The 14,739-nt window shown below is 68.6% G+C and carries 14 protein-coding genes; 9 read left to right on the top strand and 5 right to left on the bottom strand.

The annotated features are described in order from the left end of the window. Nucleotides 1-385 precede the first annotated feature (385 nt). Nucleotides 386-997: a response regulator transcription factor gene (locus FHS42_RS32030; RefSeq protein ID WP_003948568.1), complete on the bottom strand. Its 612-nt coding sequence runs from the start codon at nucleotides 995-997 to the stop codon at nucleotides 386-388. 377 nt (nucleotides 998-1,374) lie between these two features. Between FHS42_RS32030 and FHS42_RS32025 the strand changes: the two genes are divergently transcribed. After that, entirely contained in the window at nucleotides 1,375-1,692 is a 318-nt protein-coding gene (locus tag FHS42_RS32025) for a WhiB family transcriptional regulator (RefSeq protein WP_184579002.1), read from the top strand. A 283-nt stretch (nucleotides 1,693-1,975) separates the two neighbouring features. On the opposite strand, the gene FHS42_RS32020 is transcribed toward FHS42_RS32025, so the two are convergent. Next, the gene (locus FHS42_RS32020) at nucleotides 1,976-2,947 is read right to left on the bottom strand and encodes a LysR family transcriptional regulator (protein WP_184578999.1); all 972 of its coding nucleotides are present in this window, start codon (nucleotides 2,945-2,947) and stop codon (nucleotides 1,976-1,978) included. Nucleotides 2,948-3,027: 80 nt separating this feature from the next. Between FHS42_RS32020 and FHS42_RS32015 the strand changes: the two genes are divergently transcribed. Beyond that, entirely contained in the window at nucleotides 3,028-3,702 is a 675-nt protein-coding gene (locus tag FHS42_RS32015) for an MOSC domain-containing protein (protein ID WP_184578996.1), read from the top strand. A 248-nt stretch (nucleotides 3,703-3,950) separates the two neighbouring features. Beyond that, nucleotides 3,951-4,754 carry an SDR family NAD(P)-dependent oxidoreductase gene (locus tag FHS42_RS32010; RefSeq protein ID WP_184578992.1) on the top strand — a complete coding sequence of 268 codons (804 nt, stop codon included), beginning with the start codon at nucleotides 3,951-3,953 and terminating at the stop codon, nucleotides 4,752-4,754. 204 nt (nucleotides 4,755-4,958) lie between these two features. Here the strand turns inward: FHS42_RS32010 and groL are convergent, their stop codons facing one another. Together groL and groES are read right to left on the bottom strand one after the other, a co-directional pair. Further along, nucleotides 4,959-6,581, bottom strand: a complete 1,623-nt coding sequence (gene groL / locus FHS42_RS32005; protein ID WP_184578989.1) for a chaperonin GroEL — start codon at nucleotides 6,579-6,581, stop codon at nucleotides 4,959-4,961. Nucleotides 6,582-6,677: 96 nt separating this feature from the next. Next, nucleotides 6,678-6,986 (bottom strand): co-chaperone GroES, encoded by a 309-nt coding sequence (groES, locus tag FHS42_RS32000; RefSeq protein ID WP_014178834.1) that lies wholly within the window; start codon nucleotides 6,984-6,986, stop codon nucleotides 6,678-6,680. A 371-nt stretch (nucleotides 6,987-7,357) separates the two neighbouring features. Here groES and FHS42_RS31995 point away from each other — a divergent pair, with 371 nt between their 5' ends. Next, complete coding sequence (locus FHS42_RS31995) at nucleotides 7,358-8,584, top strand: class I SAM-dependent methyltransferase (protein ID WP_312867128.1); 1,227 nt, start codon at nucleotides 7,358-7,360, stop codon at nucleotides 8,582-8,584. Here FHS42_RS31995 and FHS42_RS31990 read toward each other — a convergent pair. Continuing rightward, nucleotides 8,523-10,007 (bottom strand): DHA2 family efflux MFS transporter permease subunit, encoded by a 1,485-nt coding sequence (locus FHS42_RS31990; RefSeq protein ID WP_246495717.1) that lies wholly within the window; start codon nucleotides 10,005-10,007, stop codon nucleotides 8,523-8,525. The genes FHS42_RS31995 and FHS42_RS31990 overlap by 62 nt on opposite strands. 276 nt (nucleotides 10,008-10,283) lie before the next feature. Here FHS42_RS31990 and FHS42_RS31985 point away from each other — a divergent pair, with 276 nt between their 5' ends. From FHS42_RS31985 to FHS42_RS37790, 5 genes are all read left to right on the top strand, one after another. Next, on the top strand, nucleotides 10,284-10,964 hold the full coding sequence (locus FHS42_RS31985) for a TetR/AcrR family transcriptional regulator (RefSeq protein ID WP_184578982.1): 681 nt from the start codon (nucleotides 10,284-10,286) through the stop codon (nucleotides 10,962-10,964). A 71-nt stretch (nucleotides 10,965-11,035) separates the two neighbouring features. Next, nucleotides 11,036-12,994, top strand: coding sequence for an outer membrane protein assembly factor BamB family protein (locus FHS42_RS31980; protein ID WP_184578980.1), 1,959 nt, complete (start codon nucleotides 11,036-11,038; stop codon nucleotides 12,992-12,994). Nucleotides 12,995-13,199: 205 nt separating this feature from the next. Beyond that, nucleotides 13,200-13,595 carry a WXG100 family type VII secretion target gene (locus FHS42_RS31975; protein WP_184578977.1) on the top strand — a complete coding sequence of 132 codons (396 nt, stop codon included), beginning with the start codon at nucleotides 13,200-13,202 and terminating at the stop codon, nucleotides 13,593-13,595. A 35-nt stretch (nucleotides 13,596-13,630) separates the two neighbouring features. Further along, the gene (locus FHS42_RS31970) at nucleotides 13,631-13,936 is read left to right on the top strand and encodes a WXG100 family type VII secretion target (protein WP_184578974.1); all 306 of its coding nucleotides are present in this window, start codon (nucleotides 13,631-13,633) and stop codon (nucleotides 13,934-13,936) included. 101 nt (nucleotides 13,937-14,037) lie between these two features. After that, on the top strand, nucleotides 14,038-14,739 hold the full coding sequence (locus tag FHS42_RS37790) for a contact-dependent growth inhibition system immunity protein (RefSeq protein WP_184578959.1): 702 nt from the start codon (nucleotides 14,038-14,040) through the stop codon (nucleotides 14,737-14,739).

Genomic DNA, 14,739 nt, shown 5'->3' with positions numbered 1-14,739 from the left:
ATAAGCGGGTGCGTTCGCACTCAACTCGTGCGCCCTCCCCTCACGCCTGCCCGAGCCGTCCCCGAGGAACTCCATAGCTCAAGGATGCGGCAGCGCGAGCGGAACCGACACAAGCCGCCGCCACATCTGCCACGCCAAACGGCGCACCGTGGCCCGTATCTTCGGGCTCTTCGCTGGTCACACGCTCGCGGGTCGCGCCTCATGATGCATCCAAATCGGTACCGAACGTGCCGGTCTCCGGCACCGCCCCGCCCACCCCACGGCGGACGGGGAGCGTCATGCCCGCACCGCCACGCGCTCCGACATCCGCGGCCCGGGGTGCGGCCGGCGTCGTTCGCCCCGTGGGCGAGAGGCAGGCGGGACATGAAACGCAACAACAGGCGCCTTAGCGGACCAGGCCCCAGCGGAAGCCGAGCGCGACGGCGTGGGCCCGGTCGGAGGCGCCGAGCTTCTTGAACAGCCGCCTGGCGTGTGTCTTCACCGTGTCTTCGGAGAGGAACAGCTCGCGGCCGATCTCGGCGTTCGAGCGGCCGTGACTCATGCCTTCAAGGACTTGGATCTCCCGAGCGGTGAGCGTGGGAGCCGCGCCCATCTCTGCCGATCGCAGCCTGCGCGGCGCGAGCCGCCAGGTCGGATCGGCGAGCGCCTGGGTCACGGTGGCCCGCAACTCTGCGCGGGACGCGTCCTTGTGTAGGTAGCCGCGGGCGCCGGCGGCCACCGCGAGGGCCACCCCGTCCAGGTCTTCGGCGACCGTCAGCATGATGATGCGGGCCCCGGGGTCCGCGGACAGCAGGCGGCGCACGGTCTCGACGCCGCCGAGCCCCGGCATTCGTACGTCCATCAAAATGAGGTCCGAGCGGTCGGCGCCCCAGCGGCGGAGGACTTCCTCGCCGTTGGCCGCCGTCGTCACACGCTCGACGCCGGGCACGGTCGCTACCGCGCGGCGCAGCGCCTCTCGGGCAAGCGGGGAGTCGTCGCAGACGAGGACGGAAGTCATGACCGCCATCCGCAGCTAATGCGCGTCACCTTGAGCCTCCAGGCTGGGTACTTTTCGTCACCTAAGCGGTTGACCCGTCGGACATCTGCCCGTGCGCTTCATTCATCAACCGCCTCGCACATTCAACGACGGTCACCCGAAAGAGTTACGGGCCGAGACGGCCGCCTTCGGCACTCTACGTGAGGGAGCGGACACGCTCCGAGCGCTGCCAGCAGGACCGCACCCCTTCCGGCCCTTTGCCCTATTTGGCCGGTTTTACTTCATTTTGGCGACGTCTATGGCTAGATTCGCAATGAGTCATATTTACATCTGCTTACACAGCAGATGTACGACCCCGGGCAACACGTCCGCAACAGCTCGCCTCCGAGGGGATAGCAATGGCAGATTTCTCCCGCCTTCCCGGACCGAACGCCGACCTGTGGGACTGGCAGCTGCTGGCCGCGTGCCGAGGCGTGGACAGCTCGCTTTTCTTTCACCCGGAGGGCGAGCGCGGCGCGGCGCGCAGCGCCCGCGAGACCTCGGCCAAGGAAGTCTGCATGCGCTGCCCGGTCCGCGCCCAGTGCGCGGCACACGCGCTCGCGGTGCGGGAGCCCTACGGCGTGTGGGGCGGCCTGACCGAGGACGAGCGCGAGGAACTGATGGGTCGGGCGCGACACCGCGCCATCGCGGCGTCGGGCACGGTGCCGAACCGCTAGCTCGCCACGGCCGGAAAAACGTTTTACCTGGCGTTTCTGCCGGAAACCGCCCCGGGTGGGCCCTCCGCCGCCATCCTCGGCCGGGCCAGCGGGCCAGCCAGCCCCGCCCGCATCGGCGCCGACTACCCCCTCACCCCATCGGCGTAACGCGGAACAGGCGATGCGCGCGGGAGGTGCGTACGTGCGCGCAGTGCGCGCATGGGGGGTACGAGCGAGTGAGGCGTGCGACTGCGCTGCGGCTAGCCGACTGGCTGCGGCTGACTAGCTGCGACTAGCCGGCTGGCTAGCGTTTGGCGGCGAGTTCCAGGCGGTCCAGCGTTGCCGCGACGGCCGGGACTCGGGTCAGGTCGGGGAGGGTGAGCGCCACGACTTCCCGTTCTACGGCGGGCTCGACGCGTACCGTCCGTACGCCCTTGATACGTACCGACTCCAGCGCGAGTTCGGGCAGCACAGCGACCCCTAGGCCGGCGCCGACCAGGCCGATCACGGCCGGATAGTCATCGGTGGCGAAGTCGATGCGTGGGGTGAAGCCCGCCTCTTCGCAGACCTCGACCAGCTGCCGGCGGCAGCGCGGGCAGCCCGCGATCCACGGTTCCTCGGCCAGTTCGCCGATGCCCACCACCGACGCGTCGGCAAACCGGTGTCCCTCCGGGACCAGGCCGACCAGCCGGTCGGTCAACAGCGGCCGTACCGCCAGGTCGCTCCACTCCGACTCGGCGCCCGCGCACCCGTTTGCGTTCGCGCTCCCGTCTTCGTTCGCCTTCGCGTTTGCCTTGGCGGCCCCGGCACCGGCCCCGGACATCGGGTAACGAAAGGCCAGAGCGATTTCGCAGTCGCCCGCGCGGAGCAGTTCCACGGAGCGCGGCGGTTCGGCGTCCACCAGCGAGACCTGGGTGCCGGGGTGCGCCGCGCGCAGTTCGGCGAGGGCGGTCGGCACCAGAGTGGAACTGCCGCTGGGAAAGGACACCAGCCGCACCCGTCCCGCGCGCAGCCCCGCGATCGCCGCGATTTCCTCCTCGGCAGCCGCCAGCCCAGCCAGGATGCCGACAGCATGTCGGAGCAGGGCGCGGCCTCCTTCGGTCAATCGGGTTTCGCGCCCCATACGAACCAACAGGGCTGTGCCCGCGGCCTGTTCGAGCGCCTTCATCTGCTGGCTGACGGCGGGCTGCGTACAGCCGAGATCACGTGCGGCGGCGGAGAAAGAACCGGTAGCGGCCACCGCACGCAGTACCCGGAGATGACGAGCCTCAATCATGCATTGAGCATAAGCGACCCTTGGGGGAAAACGTAAGATTTCGCTCGACGCTTTGAGGGACGATCGCTTACCGTGCGGCCATGCTGCTGCTCTCGCTGAACCTCGGCCGTTCCGAACTTACCGAGCACACCGACGTCGATTACACCGGCATCCGCAAACAACCCGTCACGGGCCCGGTGGCCGTCAGCGCGCCGGGCCCCAAGGGCATCGGCGCCAGCGGGTTGGCCGGAGACTCCGTCTGCGACCTGCGCAACCATGGCGGCAATGACCAGGCCGTCTACGCGTACGCGCGCGAAGACCTCGATCTGTGGGCGCGCGAGCTCGGCCGCGAGCTGCCGCCGGGCGCCTTCGGGGAAAACCTCACCACCAGGGGGCTCGACGTCAACGGTGCGCTGATCGGCGAGCGCTGGCGGATCGGTCCTGACCTGCTCTTGGAAGTAACCTCGCCGCGCACGCCGTGCCGTACGTTCGCGGGCTTCATGGCTGAGCAGCGGTGGGTGAAGCGATTCACGCAGGTCGCCCTGCCCGGCGCGTACCTACGCGTCATCGAGCCCGGTGAGATCACGGCCGGGGACGGCATCGAGATCGCGTACCGCCCCGAGCACGAAGTCACGGTCTCTTTTCTGTTCCGCGCCCTCACCACCGAACCGGCGCTGCTGCCAAGGGTGTTGGCGGCGGGGGAGGCATTGCACCCGGAGGCGTACGAGAAGGCGCTACGGCGTACCGGCGCGAACGAGCGCCTCGACACCCGATAAGGCCGTACGCAGCCGCGCGGAGCCCTGCGGACCGCGCAGCGGCCGGCGGGACTGCACGGCGCCACGGGGCCGGCTACGGGCCGTGCAGCGCCCTCGCTCGGGTCGAAACGCCGCAGTGGGCGCCGTGTTGACGTGGTGGTGGTGCAGCGAGGGGCGGGAAGGTCAGGTGCGGGCCCGCCCAACCGGCCGACTCGGCCGACCCGGCCGCCGCTGCCTACGGACGTACGGTGGCCGGATAGCGTGCGCGTATGACGACTGCACTCATCACGGGATCGACGGCGGGCATCGGCGCGGCGTTCGCGCGGCGGCTGGCCGCGCAGGGCACAGCGCAGGCCCAGGGGCATGGTGCCGGGCACAACCTGGTGCTCGTGGCGCGGGACAAGGGGCGGCTGCGGGAGCAGGCGGCCGAGCTGCACGACCAGCACGGGGTCGAGGTCGAGGTGCTGTCCGCCGATCTGTCCCAGGAAGAGGGCATCACGGCCGTCGAGCAGCGGCTCGGCGATCGCAAGCAGCCGATCGATCTGCTGGTGAACAACGCCGGATTCGGCAACAAGGGGCAGTTCCTCGACGTTCCCCTCGCGGACGAGTTGACCATGCTGAAGGTGCACTGCGAGGCCGTACTGCGGCTGACCAGCGCGGCCGTGACGCCCATGCGGGAGCGGGGGCGCGGCGGGGTGGTGAATGTGGCGTCGGTCGCGGCGTTCGTCCCTCGCGGCACCTATGGGGCGAGCAAGGCGTGGGTCGTGCAGTTCACCCAGGGCGCGGCCCGCGACCTGAGCGCCGCCGGGGTGCGGCTGATGGCACTGTGCCCGGGTTTCGTGCGGACGGAGTTCCACCAGCGGGCCGGGATGGACACCGACAATGTGCCGGGTTGGCTGTGGTTGGACGCCGATCGGGTGGTGGAGGCTGCGCTGAAAGACCTGGCGCGCGGCAAGACGCTGTCGGTGCCGGACCCCCGGTACAAGGCCCTGACCGGGCTCGTCAGGCTCGCGCCGCGCGGGGCGCTGGCCCGCGTATCGACCAAGACGGGACGCCGCTACGCGCCGCGCTAGATCCGGTCATCGACGGGGCCTCAACGGGTCCTTGATGGCTTAAGGCTGTCAGGGGCATGGCGAATCACGCGCGATCCTCGTACGTCAGCGCCTGCCCCGAGGCGCTGAGGTCCGCCGACGCGCCGACGCGCCGAAGCCCAGCCCCCCACGGATACGGAAGTGGGAGGGCCGGGCTTCTTGCGTGGTGCCGGGTTGATCCGAAGATCAGTGGGAGTGGCCGTGGCCGTGGCCCGCGTCGGACTCCTCATCGGCCGGCTTCTCCACCACCAGGGTCTCGGTGGTGAGCAGCAGCGACGCGATGGACGCGGCGTTCTCCAGGGCGGAGCGGGTGACCTTGACCGGGTCGATGACGCCGGCCTTGATCAGGTCGCCGTACTCGCCGGTGGCGGCGTTGAAGCCCTGACCCTTTTCCAGGTCAGCGACCTTGGAGGTGATGACGTAACCCTCAAGGCCAGCGTTCTCGGCGATCCAGCGCAGCGGCTCGACGACCGCGCGGCGGACGACGGCGACACCGGTGGCCTCGTCACCCACCTTGTCCAGGCCGCCTTCCAGCACCTTGGCGGCGTGGACGAGCGCGGAGCCACCACCGGAGACGATGCCCTCCTCGACCGCGGCGCGGGTCGCGGAGATGGCGTCCTCCAGACGGTGCTTCTTCTCCTTGAGCTCAACCTCGGTGGCCGCACCGACGCGGATCACGCACACGCCACCGGCCAGCTTCGCGAGGCGCTCCTGGAGCTTCTCGCGGTCCCAGTCGGAGTCCGTGGACTCGATCTCGGCCTTGATCTGGTTGATCCGGCCCTTGACGTCGTCGGAGTTGCCGCCGCCGTCCACGATGGTGGTGTCGTCCTTGGTAATGGTCACGCGGCGCGCGCTACCAAGAACATCCAGGCCGGACTGGTCGAGCTTGAGGCCGACCTCCTCGGCGATGACGGTCGCACCGGTGAGGGTGGCGATGTCGCCGAGCATGGCCTTGCGGCGGTCGCCGAAGCCGGGGGCCTTGACGGCCACGGCGTTGAACGTGCCGCGGATCTTGTTGACGACGAGGGTGGAAAGCGCCTCGCCCTCGACGTCCTCGGCGATGATCAGCAGCGGCTTGGAGGCACCCTGCTGGATGACCTTCTCAAGCAGCGGCAGCAGGTCCTGGATGGCACCGATCTTGCCCTGGTGGATCAGGATGTACGGGTCGTCGAGGACGGCCTCCATACGCTCCTGGTCGCTCACCATGTACGGGGACAGGTAGCCCTTGTCGAAGGCCATGCCCTCGGTGAAGTCGAGCTCAAGACCGAAGGTGTTGGACTCCTCAACGGTGATGACACCGTCCTTGCCCACCTTGTCCATCGCCTCGGCGACGAGCTCGCCGACCTGCTTGTCCTGGGCGGAGAGCCCAGCGACGGCGGCGATGTCGGACTTCTCGTCGATCGGGCGGGCGGTCGCGAGGAGTTCCTCGGAGATCGCCTTGACCGCGGCGTCGATGCCCTTCTTCAGGGCGGCCGGAGAAGCGCCGGCGGCGACGTTGCGCAGGCCCTCGCGGACCAGCGCCTGGGCCAGCACGGTGGCGGTGGTGGTGCCGTCACCCGCGATGTCGTTGGTCTTGGTCGCCACCTCCTTCACGAGCTGGGCGCCCAGGTTTTCGAACGGGTCGTCCACCTCGACCTCACGGGCGATGGTGACACCATCGTTGGTGATGGTCGGGGCGCCGAACTTCTTGTCGATGACGACGTTGCGGCCCCGGGGGCCAATCGTCACCTTGACGGCGTCAGCGAGCTGATTGACGCCGCGTTCGAGGGCGCGACGGGCGTCCTCATCGAACTTTAGGATCTTCGCCATGGTTGCCTTAAGTCCTCTCCAAAAGAACCGCGCCCCGGTCGCCCGGGTGTTTCAGACACGGGAGGCCGGGGCGCGGGTCACGTAAAACTGGGTGAATTACTTCTCGATGATCGCGAGGACGTCGCGAGCCGAGAGGACGAGATACTCCTCGCCGTTGTACTTCACCTCGGTGCCGCCGTACTTGCTGTAGAGCACAACGTCACCGACGGAGACGTCGAGCGGAAGACGGTTGCCGTCCTCGAAGCGGCCCGGGCCCACGGCCAGGACGACGCCCTCTTGGGGCTTCTCCTTAGCGGTGTCCGGAATGACCAGGCCTGAGGCCGTGGTCTGCTCAGCGTCGAGCGGCTGGACCACAATGCGGTCCTCAAGCGGCTTGATGGCAACCTTGGAGCTGGCGGTCGTCACGATCCGACCTCCCCCTTCGGAGATCTCACGGGGTTAACTGTCTGAGGTGGCGACCTGGTAGATCCGTCGTCGCGGGTGCCGGATCTGCCCGTCGCTGTGTTCTGGCACTCCTTGGTGCGGAGTGCCAGCTCTGAGACTAGGACGCGGTTAGCACTCGGTCAAGCGGAGTGCCAACGCGGCGCACAAGTCGGAGGCCCCGAGCGGCCCCCCGCGGGGCCTTGGGACCGGCATACGTGCGGCACCCGCTGACACGTCGGGGCGCGCGCCGCGGCGGCCCGCGCCGCCTTGGGTGCGAGCGCGCCCCCGGCAGCCCCGGCAGCCTGCAGCAGCCCGCGGCGGCCCCGGAGGGTGGGCGCTGCGAGAATGGGCCGGTGAGCGCGACCACCCTGCCCGTCGAGGCCTTTCCCGCCCTGCTGACCCATGAGGGGCAGGCCCTGCTCGCCACGCTCCGCGACCTCGACCCCGCCCAGGAGTTGGCGACCGCCACCCGGCTACGCCGCGACCATCCGGCCGAGCTGGTTTCGGCCGCGATCGGGCAGGCCGGGCTGCGGCAGCGGGCCGTGGCGAAGTTCGGCGAGGCCGATGCGTACCGGATGTACTTCACTCCCGACGGCGTCGAACAGGCCACGCGCGCCTCGGTGGCCACGTACCGGGCGAGCCGGTTCGCGGCGCTCGGAGTGCGGCGGCTGGCCGATCTGTGCTGCGGCGTCGGCGGTGACGCGATCGCACTGGCACGGGCCGGGGTGTCCGTACTCGCCGTCGATCGCTCCCCGCTGACCTGCGCCGTGGCCCGCGCCAACGCGGAGGCCCTGGGCCTGGCGGAACTCATCGAGGTGCGGTGCGCCGACGTTCGGGAGACCAGCACCGAGGGGTACGACGCGGTCTTCGCCGACCCCGCGCGCCGGGGTACGGCGAAGGGGCGTGGCGGCTCGCAGGGCGGCGGACGAGGCCGGATCTTCGACCCCGAGGCGTACTCGCCGCCCCTGTCCTGGGCCATCGGCGCCGCCCGCGGCGCCCCGTATGCGGCGCTGAAGATCGCGCCCGGGGTGCCCCACGAGGCGATTCCCGAGGACGCCGATGCGGAGTGGATCTCGGACGGCGGTGACGTGAAGGAGGCCGTGCTGTGGTTCGGCACCGCCCCCGGCGCCCGCCGGGCGACGCTGCTGCCCGGCGGCGCCGCGCTGACCGGCGCGCACCTGCCGGACCCCGCGCCGGGCCCGGTGGGCCGCTGGCTGTACGAGCCGGACGGCGCGGTGATCCGGGCCCATCTGGTCGCGGACGTGGCGCAGCGAGTCGGCGGCCGGCTGATCGACCCGACGATTGCGTACATCACCTCCGATGACCTGGTGCCGACCCCGTACGCGACCGCGTACGAGATCACCGATGTGCTCCCGTTCAACGTCAAGCGACTCAAGGCGCTGCTGCGGGAGCGGGACATCGGGGTGCTGACGGTGAAGAAGCGCGGGTCGCCGGTGACGCCGGAGGAGCTGCGCAAGAAGGTCAGGCCGCAGGGGTCGGGGGCGGCGACGGTGTTCCTCACTCGGGTCGCGGGGGCACCGGCGATGCTGATCGGGCGCCCCGCGCGGGCCCTGCCGTAACGCCCTCCTTGGCCCTCTCGGCTGAAAGTGGCCGCTGGCGCTGGCCTAGGTCTGGGAGCGCGGTTCTCCGGTCGCGGAGCAGGGCCATCGCGACCAGCGCCGCCGCGGCCAGCAGCCCGGCCGAGACCGCGAAGGCCGTCGCGTAGCCGGTGGCCAGCCGCGCATCGGGGGCACCGGCCGCCCGGTCGGTGGCCCGTGCCACGACGGCGACCAGAACCGCGAGGCCGAGCGAACCGCCGATCTGCCGGAAGCTGTTGAGCAGCCCAGAGGCCATGCCCGCCTCGGCCGCAGCGACGCCGGAAGTGGCCGCCGTGCCCAGCGGTACGAAGCACATTCCCACGCCCACGCTGGCGACCAGGGACGGGCCCAGAACGGAGTTCAAGAAGGTGCCATCAGCGGCGATCGCCAGCGAGAACCAGCCAAAGCCCACGGCACCCAACGCCCCGCCGATGACCAGCAACCAGCGGGTGCCGAGGGTGGCCACCGTACGGGTCGCGAGCACCGAGCCGATGACGATGCCGATACAGAAGGGCAGGAAGGCGAGGCCGGCCTCGGTCGGTGAATAGTCGAGGACCTGCTGGGTGTAGAGCGACAGGAAATAGAACGCGGCGAACTGGCCGGAGAACAGCAGCATGACGAAGAGATTGGCGGCCAAGACCGGCCGGTTGGCCAACAGGCCTATGCGTAGCAGCGGTTGACGCACCCGCAGTTCGACCACGACAAACGCCGCAATAAGCAACACCGCCCCCGCGAGCGTGCCGAGAGTAGTGGCCGATGCCCAGCCCTGCGTTTCGGTGCGCGCCAGCCCGAACACCAGCGCGGTCATGCCCAGCGTGATGAGCGCGGCCCCGACTAGGTCGAGCCGGGGCGCAGCGCCGGTGCGACGATCAGCGGCCACCCAACGGCGTGTTCCGGCCAGTGCGAGCAGCACGAGCGGCACATTGATCAGGAGGACGGAGCGCCAGCCCGCCCCTTCGGTGAGCAGCCCGCCCGCGAGTACGCCGACCGCGCCGCCCGCCGCGCCCGCCATCCCCCACAGACCCAGAGCCCGAGAGCGGGCCGGGCCCGCCGGGAGGGTGACGGTGATCAGGGCGAAGGCGACCGGCGCGAGCGCCGCCGCTCCCACGCCCTGGACCGCACGGGCGGCGATCAGCCCGCCCGGCGAGCTGACCAGGCCGCCACCGAGGCTGGCGATACCGAAGACGGCGAGCCCGACGGTCAGCGTGCGCCGCCTGCCGACGATGTCGGCGAGCCGCCCGCCGAGCATCAGCAAACCGCCGAAGGCGAGGGCGTACGCATTGACCACCCAGAGCAGGTCATCGGCGGTGAAGCCCAGGTCGGAACGTATGTCAGGGAGCGCCACATTCACTACGGACAGATCGAGCGACACCAGGAACTGGACGGTGAGCACCACCGCCAACATCCCTCGGTGGCGCTGCTCCGGTCCGCCCGTGCGCCGCTGCGTCCCGCTATCGGGACTGTTGTCTATTGCCACAACCCACTCTCCAGGCAGGGGACTTGAGCCGGCCATGCGGCCGGCATGCCATCAGCAACTCACGTTACTACACGCGTGGAAAAACTACAGGGGCCCGCAGCACCCACCCCGCCTACGGCCCCGCGCGGCGTTCTCGACCACCACGCACACTGCCGCGGGGGCGGCGGTGGACAATGAGCCGGTGAGCGAGGAGCGGATGAGCCGGTGAGCGAAGTGCAAGCCAAACGAGCCGTGGGGCGGCCACCTCGCCTCGAACGCGAGACGATCGTGGCCACCGCGCGGCGCGTCCTGGAGGAAGAGGGCGTCCACGCGCTGTCCATGCGCCGCCTCGCCAAGGAGGTCGGCAGCACCCCCCGCGCGCTCTACCACCACGTACGTGACAAGGACGAGTTGCTCCTCCTCGTGCTCGCCGGCATGGCCGCATCCGCGCCGCGCCCCGAACTGCCCACCGCACCGCGCGATCGCATCTACGTCATTGCCCTGCACATCCACGACATGCTCCAGCGGCTGCCCTGGGTGGTGGAGGTGCTTGGCCTCGGCCATGTCACCGACAAGGGCGCGCTGTGGATGGTGGAGGAGATCGTCAACTCGGCCATCGAATGCGGCCTTGCCCCGCGCGAGGCCATCCGTGCGTACCGCGTCATCTGGCTCTACATCTACGGCGATCTGGCCGTGCACGCCGCCATCGACCGCCGCGCCAGCGAGGGCGGCGAAGCCGAACACCGCCGCCCCCTGCCCGACATGCTCACCCCGGACGACGCGGCCACCCTCCCCCGACTGACCGCCCTGGGCCCGCAGTGGAACGAGGTCGCCAACGTCTGCGACGTACCGAACGGCCTGCACGCGGTCATCGATGGCCTGCTGGCGCGCGGGGCGGGGGCGTAAGTACGGGGCGCGGGGTGAGGTCACACGGCGGGGCGGCGCGAAACGGCACTGTGACTAGGGAGAGCGACACAATGCGGGACAGCGACGCGGCACAAGACCATGACATGACACAAGACGGCGAAGCGGTACGGAACAGCGGCGCAGCGGGGCGGCAGCATTGCCGCACGGAGGCCGAGATCACCGGGCGCAAGGCACCACCCGAGGCCGAGAACGCGCCACTTCGGACCCTGACCCCACCCGCAGACGCCACACCCCGGGCATCACGCACCGCCGATAACACCAAGCACCAGCCCTCGCCCACAACCGATGGCGTGCCACTGCGGATGCTGCCCGACGAGCTGTTTCCCGAGGTCGGCTCCGCGTGTCACGTCGCGCTGAGCGCCGATGGGCAGTGGCTTGCCGTCGTCGGCTACTTGGGCAGCGCCTACACCCGCGTCCGGCTGGTACTCCTCCCTCAACGCCCTCGGACCCGCCTCTTGCTCTATCAGCGTGCCGACCTGACCCGCTGGCACGTGGTGGAGACGCCGGACGGTGACCCCGACGTACTCGCCTTCCACCCCGCGCTGCCGCTGCTCGCGATTGGCACGGATGATGCGATCGACGAGTACGAGAGGAGCGGCATACTCCTGCTCGTGGAGCCCGAGACGGGGCGCCGAGCCCAGGTGGCCTGTGCGGACGCCGGTGTGCTTGCGCTGTGCTGGCGGGACGAGGACACGCTTGATGTGCTCCTCATCGAGAGCGATCTCACAGCGCCCGTCGAGTGGGAGGCCACCTACTCCGAGTGCGTCGTGCGCCGACCGGCCTCCGGCGACTGGCTGGATCTCGCCGCCGAGACAAGTGTCTTCGACGTCCGACAGCCGCCCACTCGGCAGTGGCCGGAGTTGCTGGAGGAGGAGGCCGACACTCACCAGACCGGGCTCGCCGATTTCGCTTGCGCCGCCGGGCTCGCGAGGAGCCAGCGAGGCAAGGTGTGGGCGGTCGAGGGGCTCGCCGATGGCCGAGTGCTGGCCGCGAGCGATCACGACCTCCTGGAGTGCTGGTCGCCCAGTGGCCAGCTGCTGTGGGCAGCACCGCTGCCAGCCGAGCCCCGCCCACACTCCGGCCCAGACCAGCAACTCCTCATAGCATCGGACGAGCTCACGGCTCGGGTCACCACGAGCTTCGACTGCTACGACGCACAGCACTCCATCGTGCTGGTGGTGTCGCTGGCCGACGGCTCCTTACGCGAGGAGCGCCGCCTGGAGTACCAGGCACTGTTCGCGGCCCGCGCCGATGGGGTCTGGGCCGCCCGCGACACCTGCGGGACCTATCCCGCCCCGCCCTCGTGGACCCCATCGAGCACCCTGCTCTTCGCCCCGGACGGCATGCCGCTCGGCGCGGTGCCCCTTGGCCACTACGACGCGCGGACTGAACTCACCGTCCGCCGCTCGCCGCACCTGTACTTCCTGGTGGTCACGGATGGGCCCGCGCCGGATGCGGCGCGCCCTGAGGGCATGAGCGAACTCGGTGCGAAGAGACCGGGCCTCATCGATTACGTCGAGTACAACGGGCTGCCGAAACGTCAGGTGCTTTGGCTGGTTCGCGTGAGCCCTGGGGAGCGGGGTGCGCCCGGTACCTTGCAACCGCTGTTCCGGCTCGGCCAGAAGGCGGCCGTACGCGGCGGCCCGGCGGTATACGTCACCGACACCGCGGGCTCCGCCCTCATCCTGAGCACCGACGGCTCCGCGGGCCCCCGCCTGACCCGTAGGGCGCTCCCGCACGGCGAACCGGCCTGGACCCTGCCGGCCGCTTCCGCCATCGCGGGCGTGGACGTGCACGCGGGGACGGTTTACGCAGCCTGCGCGGCGGGCGAACTCCTGACCGTGGACGCCACCACCGGCGCTCTCATCGACCGCACCCCCCTCACCACCCGCGGCCACACCTTCACTCCCCTGTCGCTGGTCACCACCGCCACCGGCGACGTCGTCATCGGGACGCTGGAGGGGAGGCTGCTCATCCTTCGAATTCGCCAGACGGCAGCGGACAAGTGAGAGAAGCTGCCTGGAGCAAGTCCTCCAGTACCGCCGACGTGCCCGCCGGGGTGGGGACGGAAGTCTTCGTACCTCGTAGCTGCCTGCCCCAGCTGGCCAACTCGCGGTGACGCACCCCTCGGTTGGAGCATCCAGCGCAGCCACCCCCGGACTACGGGAGTGCCTGACCGTGGGCCGATAGCCAACCCCGTTTCGAGGAGGCGTGATGGATAAGAGTGACCTTGCCGTGCCGGATGGTGGTCTTCCTGGCTTGGCCAGGGATCTAAGCGAAATGCAGAGCTACCTGGAAACACAGGCCAGACGTATGACGACCATCATCGACGTCATCGAGTCGGGCTGGCGCAGCTCGGCAGCCAGCACCTATGCCGAATTCCAGCAGGGCGTCGCGGAAGACCTGGTGCGCATCAAGTCGTCCCTGTACCTGCTTGAGGAGGCGGTAAGAATGAGTAGCGATGGCTTTTCCGCACAGGAGATTGACACATTGCGCAAATTGCAGCGAGTGCAAGGTTCGATGGACGTCGCTCACGAAGCGCATGACCTCACCCGCACCGATCCGGGGAGTGCTTCTACAGAATATCGCAGCAGAATACTTGACACCTAGGAGGGCAACCACCGAGAAGCAGCGAAAGGGCCAGCATGTCAGACTCAGAGCACATTGTCGTTAACTTCTCAACCTTACGGACACTCTCCGAAGAAATCGAAGGGATTCTCAAAGACCTCGCCGAGAAATTGGACGCGCTCTACGTCAGGACAGAAAAAGTCGTACTGACATGGAACGGCGAAGCCCGAGACATGTTCGTGGATAGCCTCGATAATTGGGACCGCTCTGTCCAGGACCTGGAAGCGGCCCAGCGTTGGTTACACGAAGTCGTAGTAACCGGACACGTCACCAAAAGACAAATAAATATATCAAGGCGAAGGTCTCTCATGGAGTGCAGGTGAGAATCACCCCCAACGCTGCCCTGAATCCTCCATTCACTGTATTGACATCAACGCCAACGAGCGCAAAGGAAAAGAAATAATCAATGCATGAATGCACGGAGATGGACTATGATCGCCTATCAGGCGCCCATCTTATTCTTTCCGCATTCGGCTACCATACAGGCATCCCTTCATTCATCGAAGAGAGGCACCAGGTTTTGCAGCCCACCATTCGCGCGGCGTGGAATCTTAGCGAACGGGGCGGGCGTACGCTTTGCGAGATCGCAGATCAGGTCCGTCAGGTAGCGCTCATCGTTGAGTCAGACCCGAACATGCAGCGTATATCTTTGAGGGGGATGCCGACAGCGGAAAACCACGAAGCCACTATCGCGGCCCTGGGCGAAATATCTGATTACTTGGAGAGCTGGGAGATCGGGTACGCTTCCAAATTGCGCAACGCCGTACCTACAAGTCAAGAATTGAATCTTCGATTCCCGCAACTCAATCATCTCCTCCACGCGTACTTCGGCCAGGACGGCATCGCCACGGAAGATGACATCACCGAGGTCGAGGGGCTGGGAATGTATATCGACGACTTTCACCCCACATGCCCATGGCGGCTCCCCGGACTGGTCGGGGAATGTCATGAGGCTTTGGCGCTCTTCCACGACGAGACATCGCTGAGGTGGTTCTTCGAAGAGGAGCAGGGCATGGGGTCCGGGACGTTGTCGTGGTCGGAGTGGATTCCGCTCATTGCGGATACGGTGTCGGGGCACATGCGGGAGCACCACGGCTACCGTTGGCAGACTGGTCAGGAGAGCTGA

This window comes from Streptomyces zagrosensis (assembly GCF_014203645.1).
Classification (GTDB): Bacteria; Actinomycetota; Actinomycetes; order Streptomycetales; family Streptomycetaceae; genus Streptomyces; species Streptomyces zagrosensis.
This window is presented reverse-complemented; position numbering and strand designations above follow the sequence as displayed.

Excerpts from the sequence above, each read along its gene's own strand:
- FHS42_RS32030 (WP_003948568.1), bottom strand. The coding sequence starts at position 997 with ATGACTTCCGTCCTCGTCTGCGACGACTCCCCGCTTGCCCGAGAGGCG.
- FHS42_RS32025 (WP_184579002.1), top strand. The coding sequence starts at position 1,375 with ATGGCAGATTTCTCCCGCCTTCCCGGACCGAACGCCGACCTGTGGGAC.
- FHS42_RS32020 (WP_184578999.1), bottom strand. The coding sequence starts at position 2,947 with ATGATTGAGGCTCGTCATCTCCGGGTACTGCGTGCGGTGGCCGCTACC.
- FHS42_RS32015 (WP_184578996.1), top strand. The coding sequence starts at position 3,028 with ATGCTGCTGCTCTCGCTGAACCTCGGCCGTTCCGAACTTACCGAGCAC.
- FHS42_RS32010 (WP_184578992.1), top strand. The coding sequence starts at position 3,951 with ATGACGACTGCACTCATCACGGGATCGACGGCGGGCATCGGCGCGGCG.
- groL (WP_184578989.1), bottom strand. The coding sequence starts at position 6,581 with ATGGCGAAGATCCTAAAGTTCGATGAGGACGCCCGTCGCGCCCTCGAA.
- FHS42_RS31990 (WP_246495717.1), bottom strand. The coding sequence starts at position 10,007 with ATGTTGGCGGTGGTGCTCACCGTCCAGTTCCTGGTGTCGCTCGATCTG.
- FHS42_RS31980 (WP_184578980.1), top strand. The coding sequence starts at position 11,036 with ATGCGGGACAGCGACGCGGCACAAGACCATGACATGACACAAGACGGC.
- FHS42_RS31975 (WP_184578977.1), top strand. The coding sequence starts at position 13,200 with ATGGATAAGAGTGACCTTGCCGTGCCGGATGGTGGTCTTCCTGGCTTG.
- FHS42_RS31970 (WP_184578974.1), top strand. The coding sequence starts at position 13,631 with ATGTCAGACTCAGAGCACATTGTCGTTAACTTCTCAACCTTACGGACA.
- FHS42_RS37790 (WP_184578959.1), top strand. The coding sequence starts at position 14,038 with ATGGACTATGATCGCCTATCAGGCGCCCATCTTATTCTTTCCGCATTC.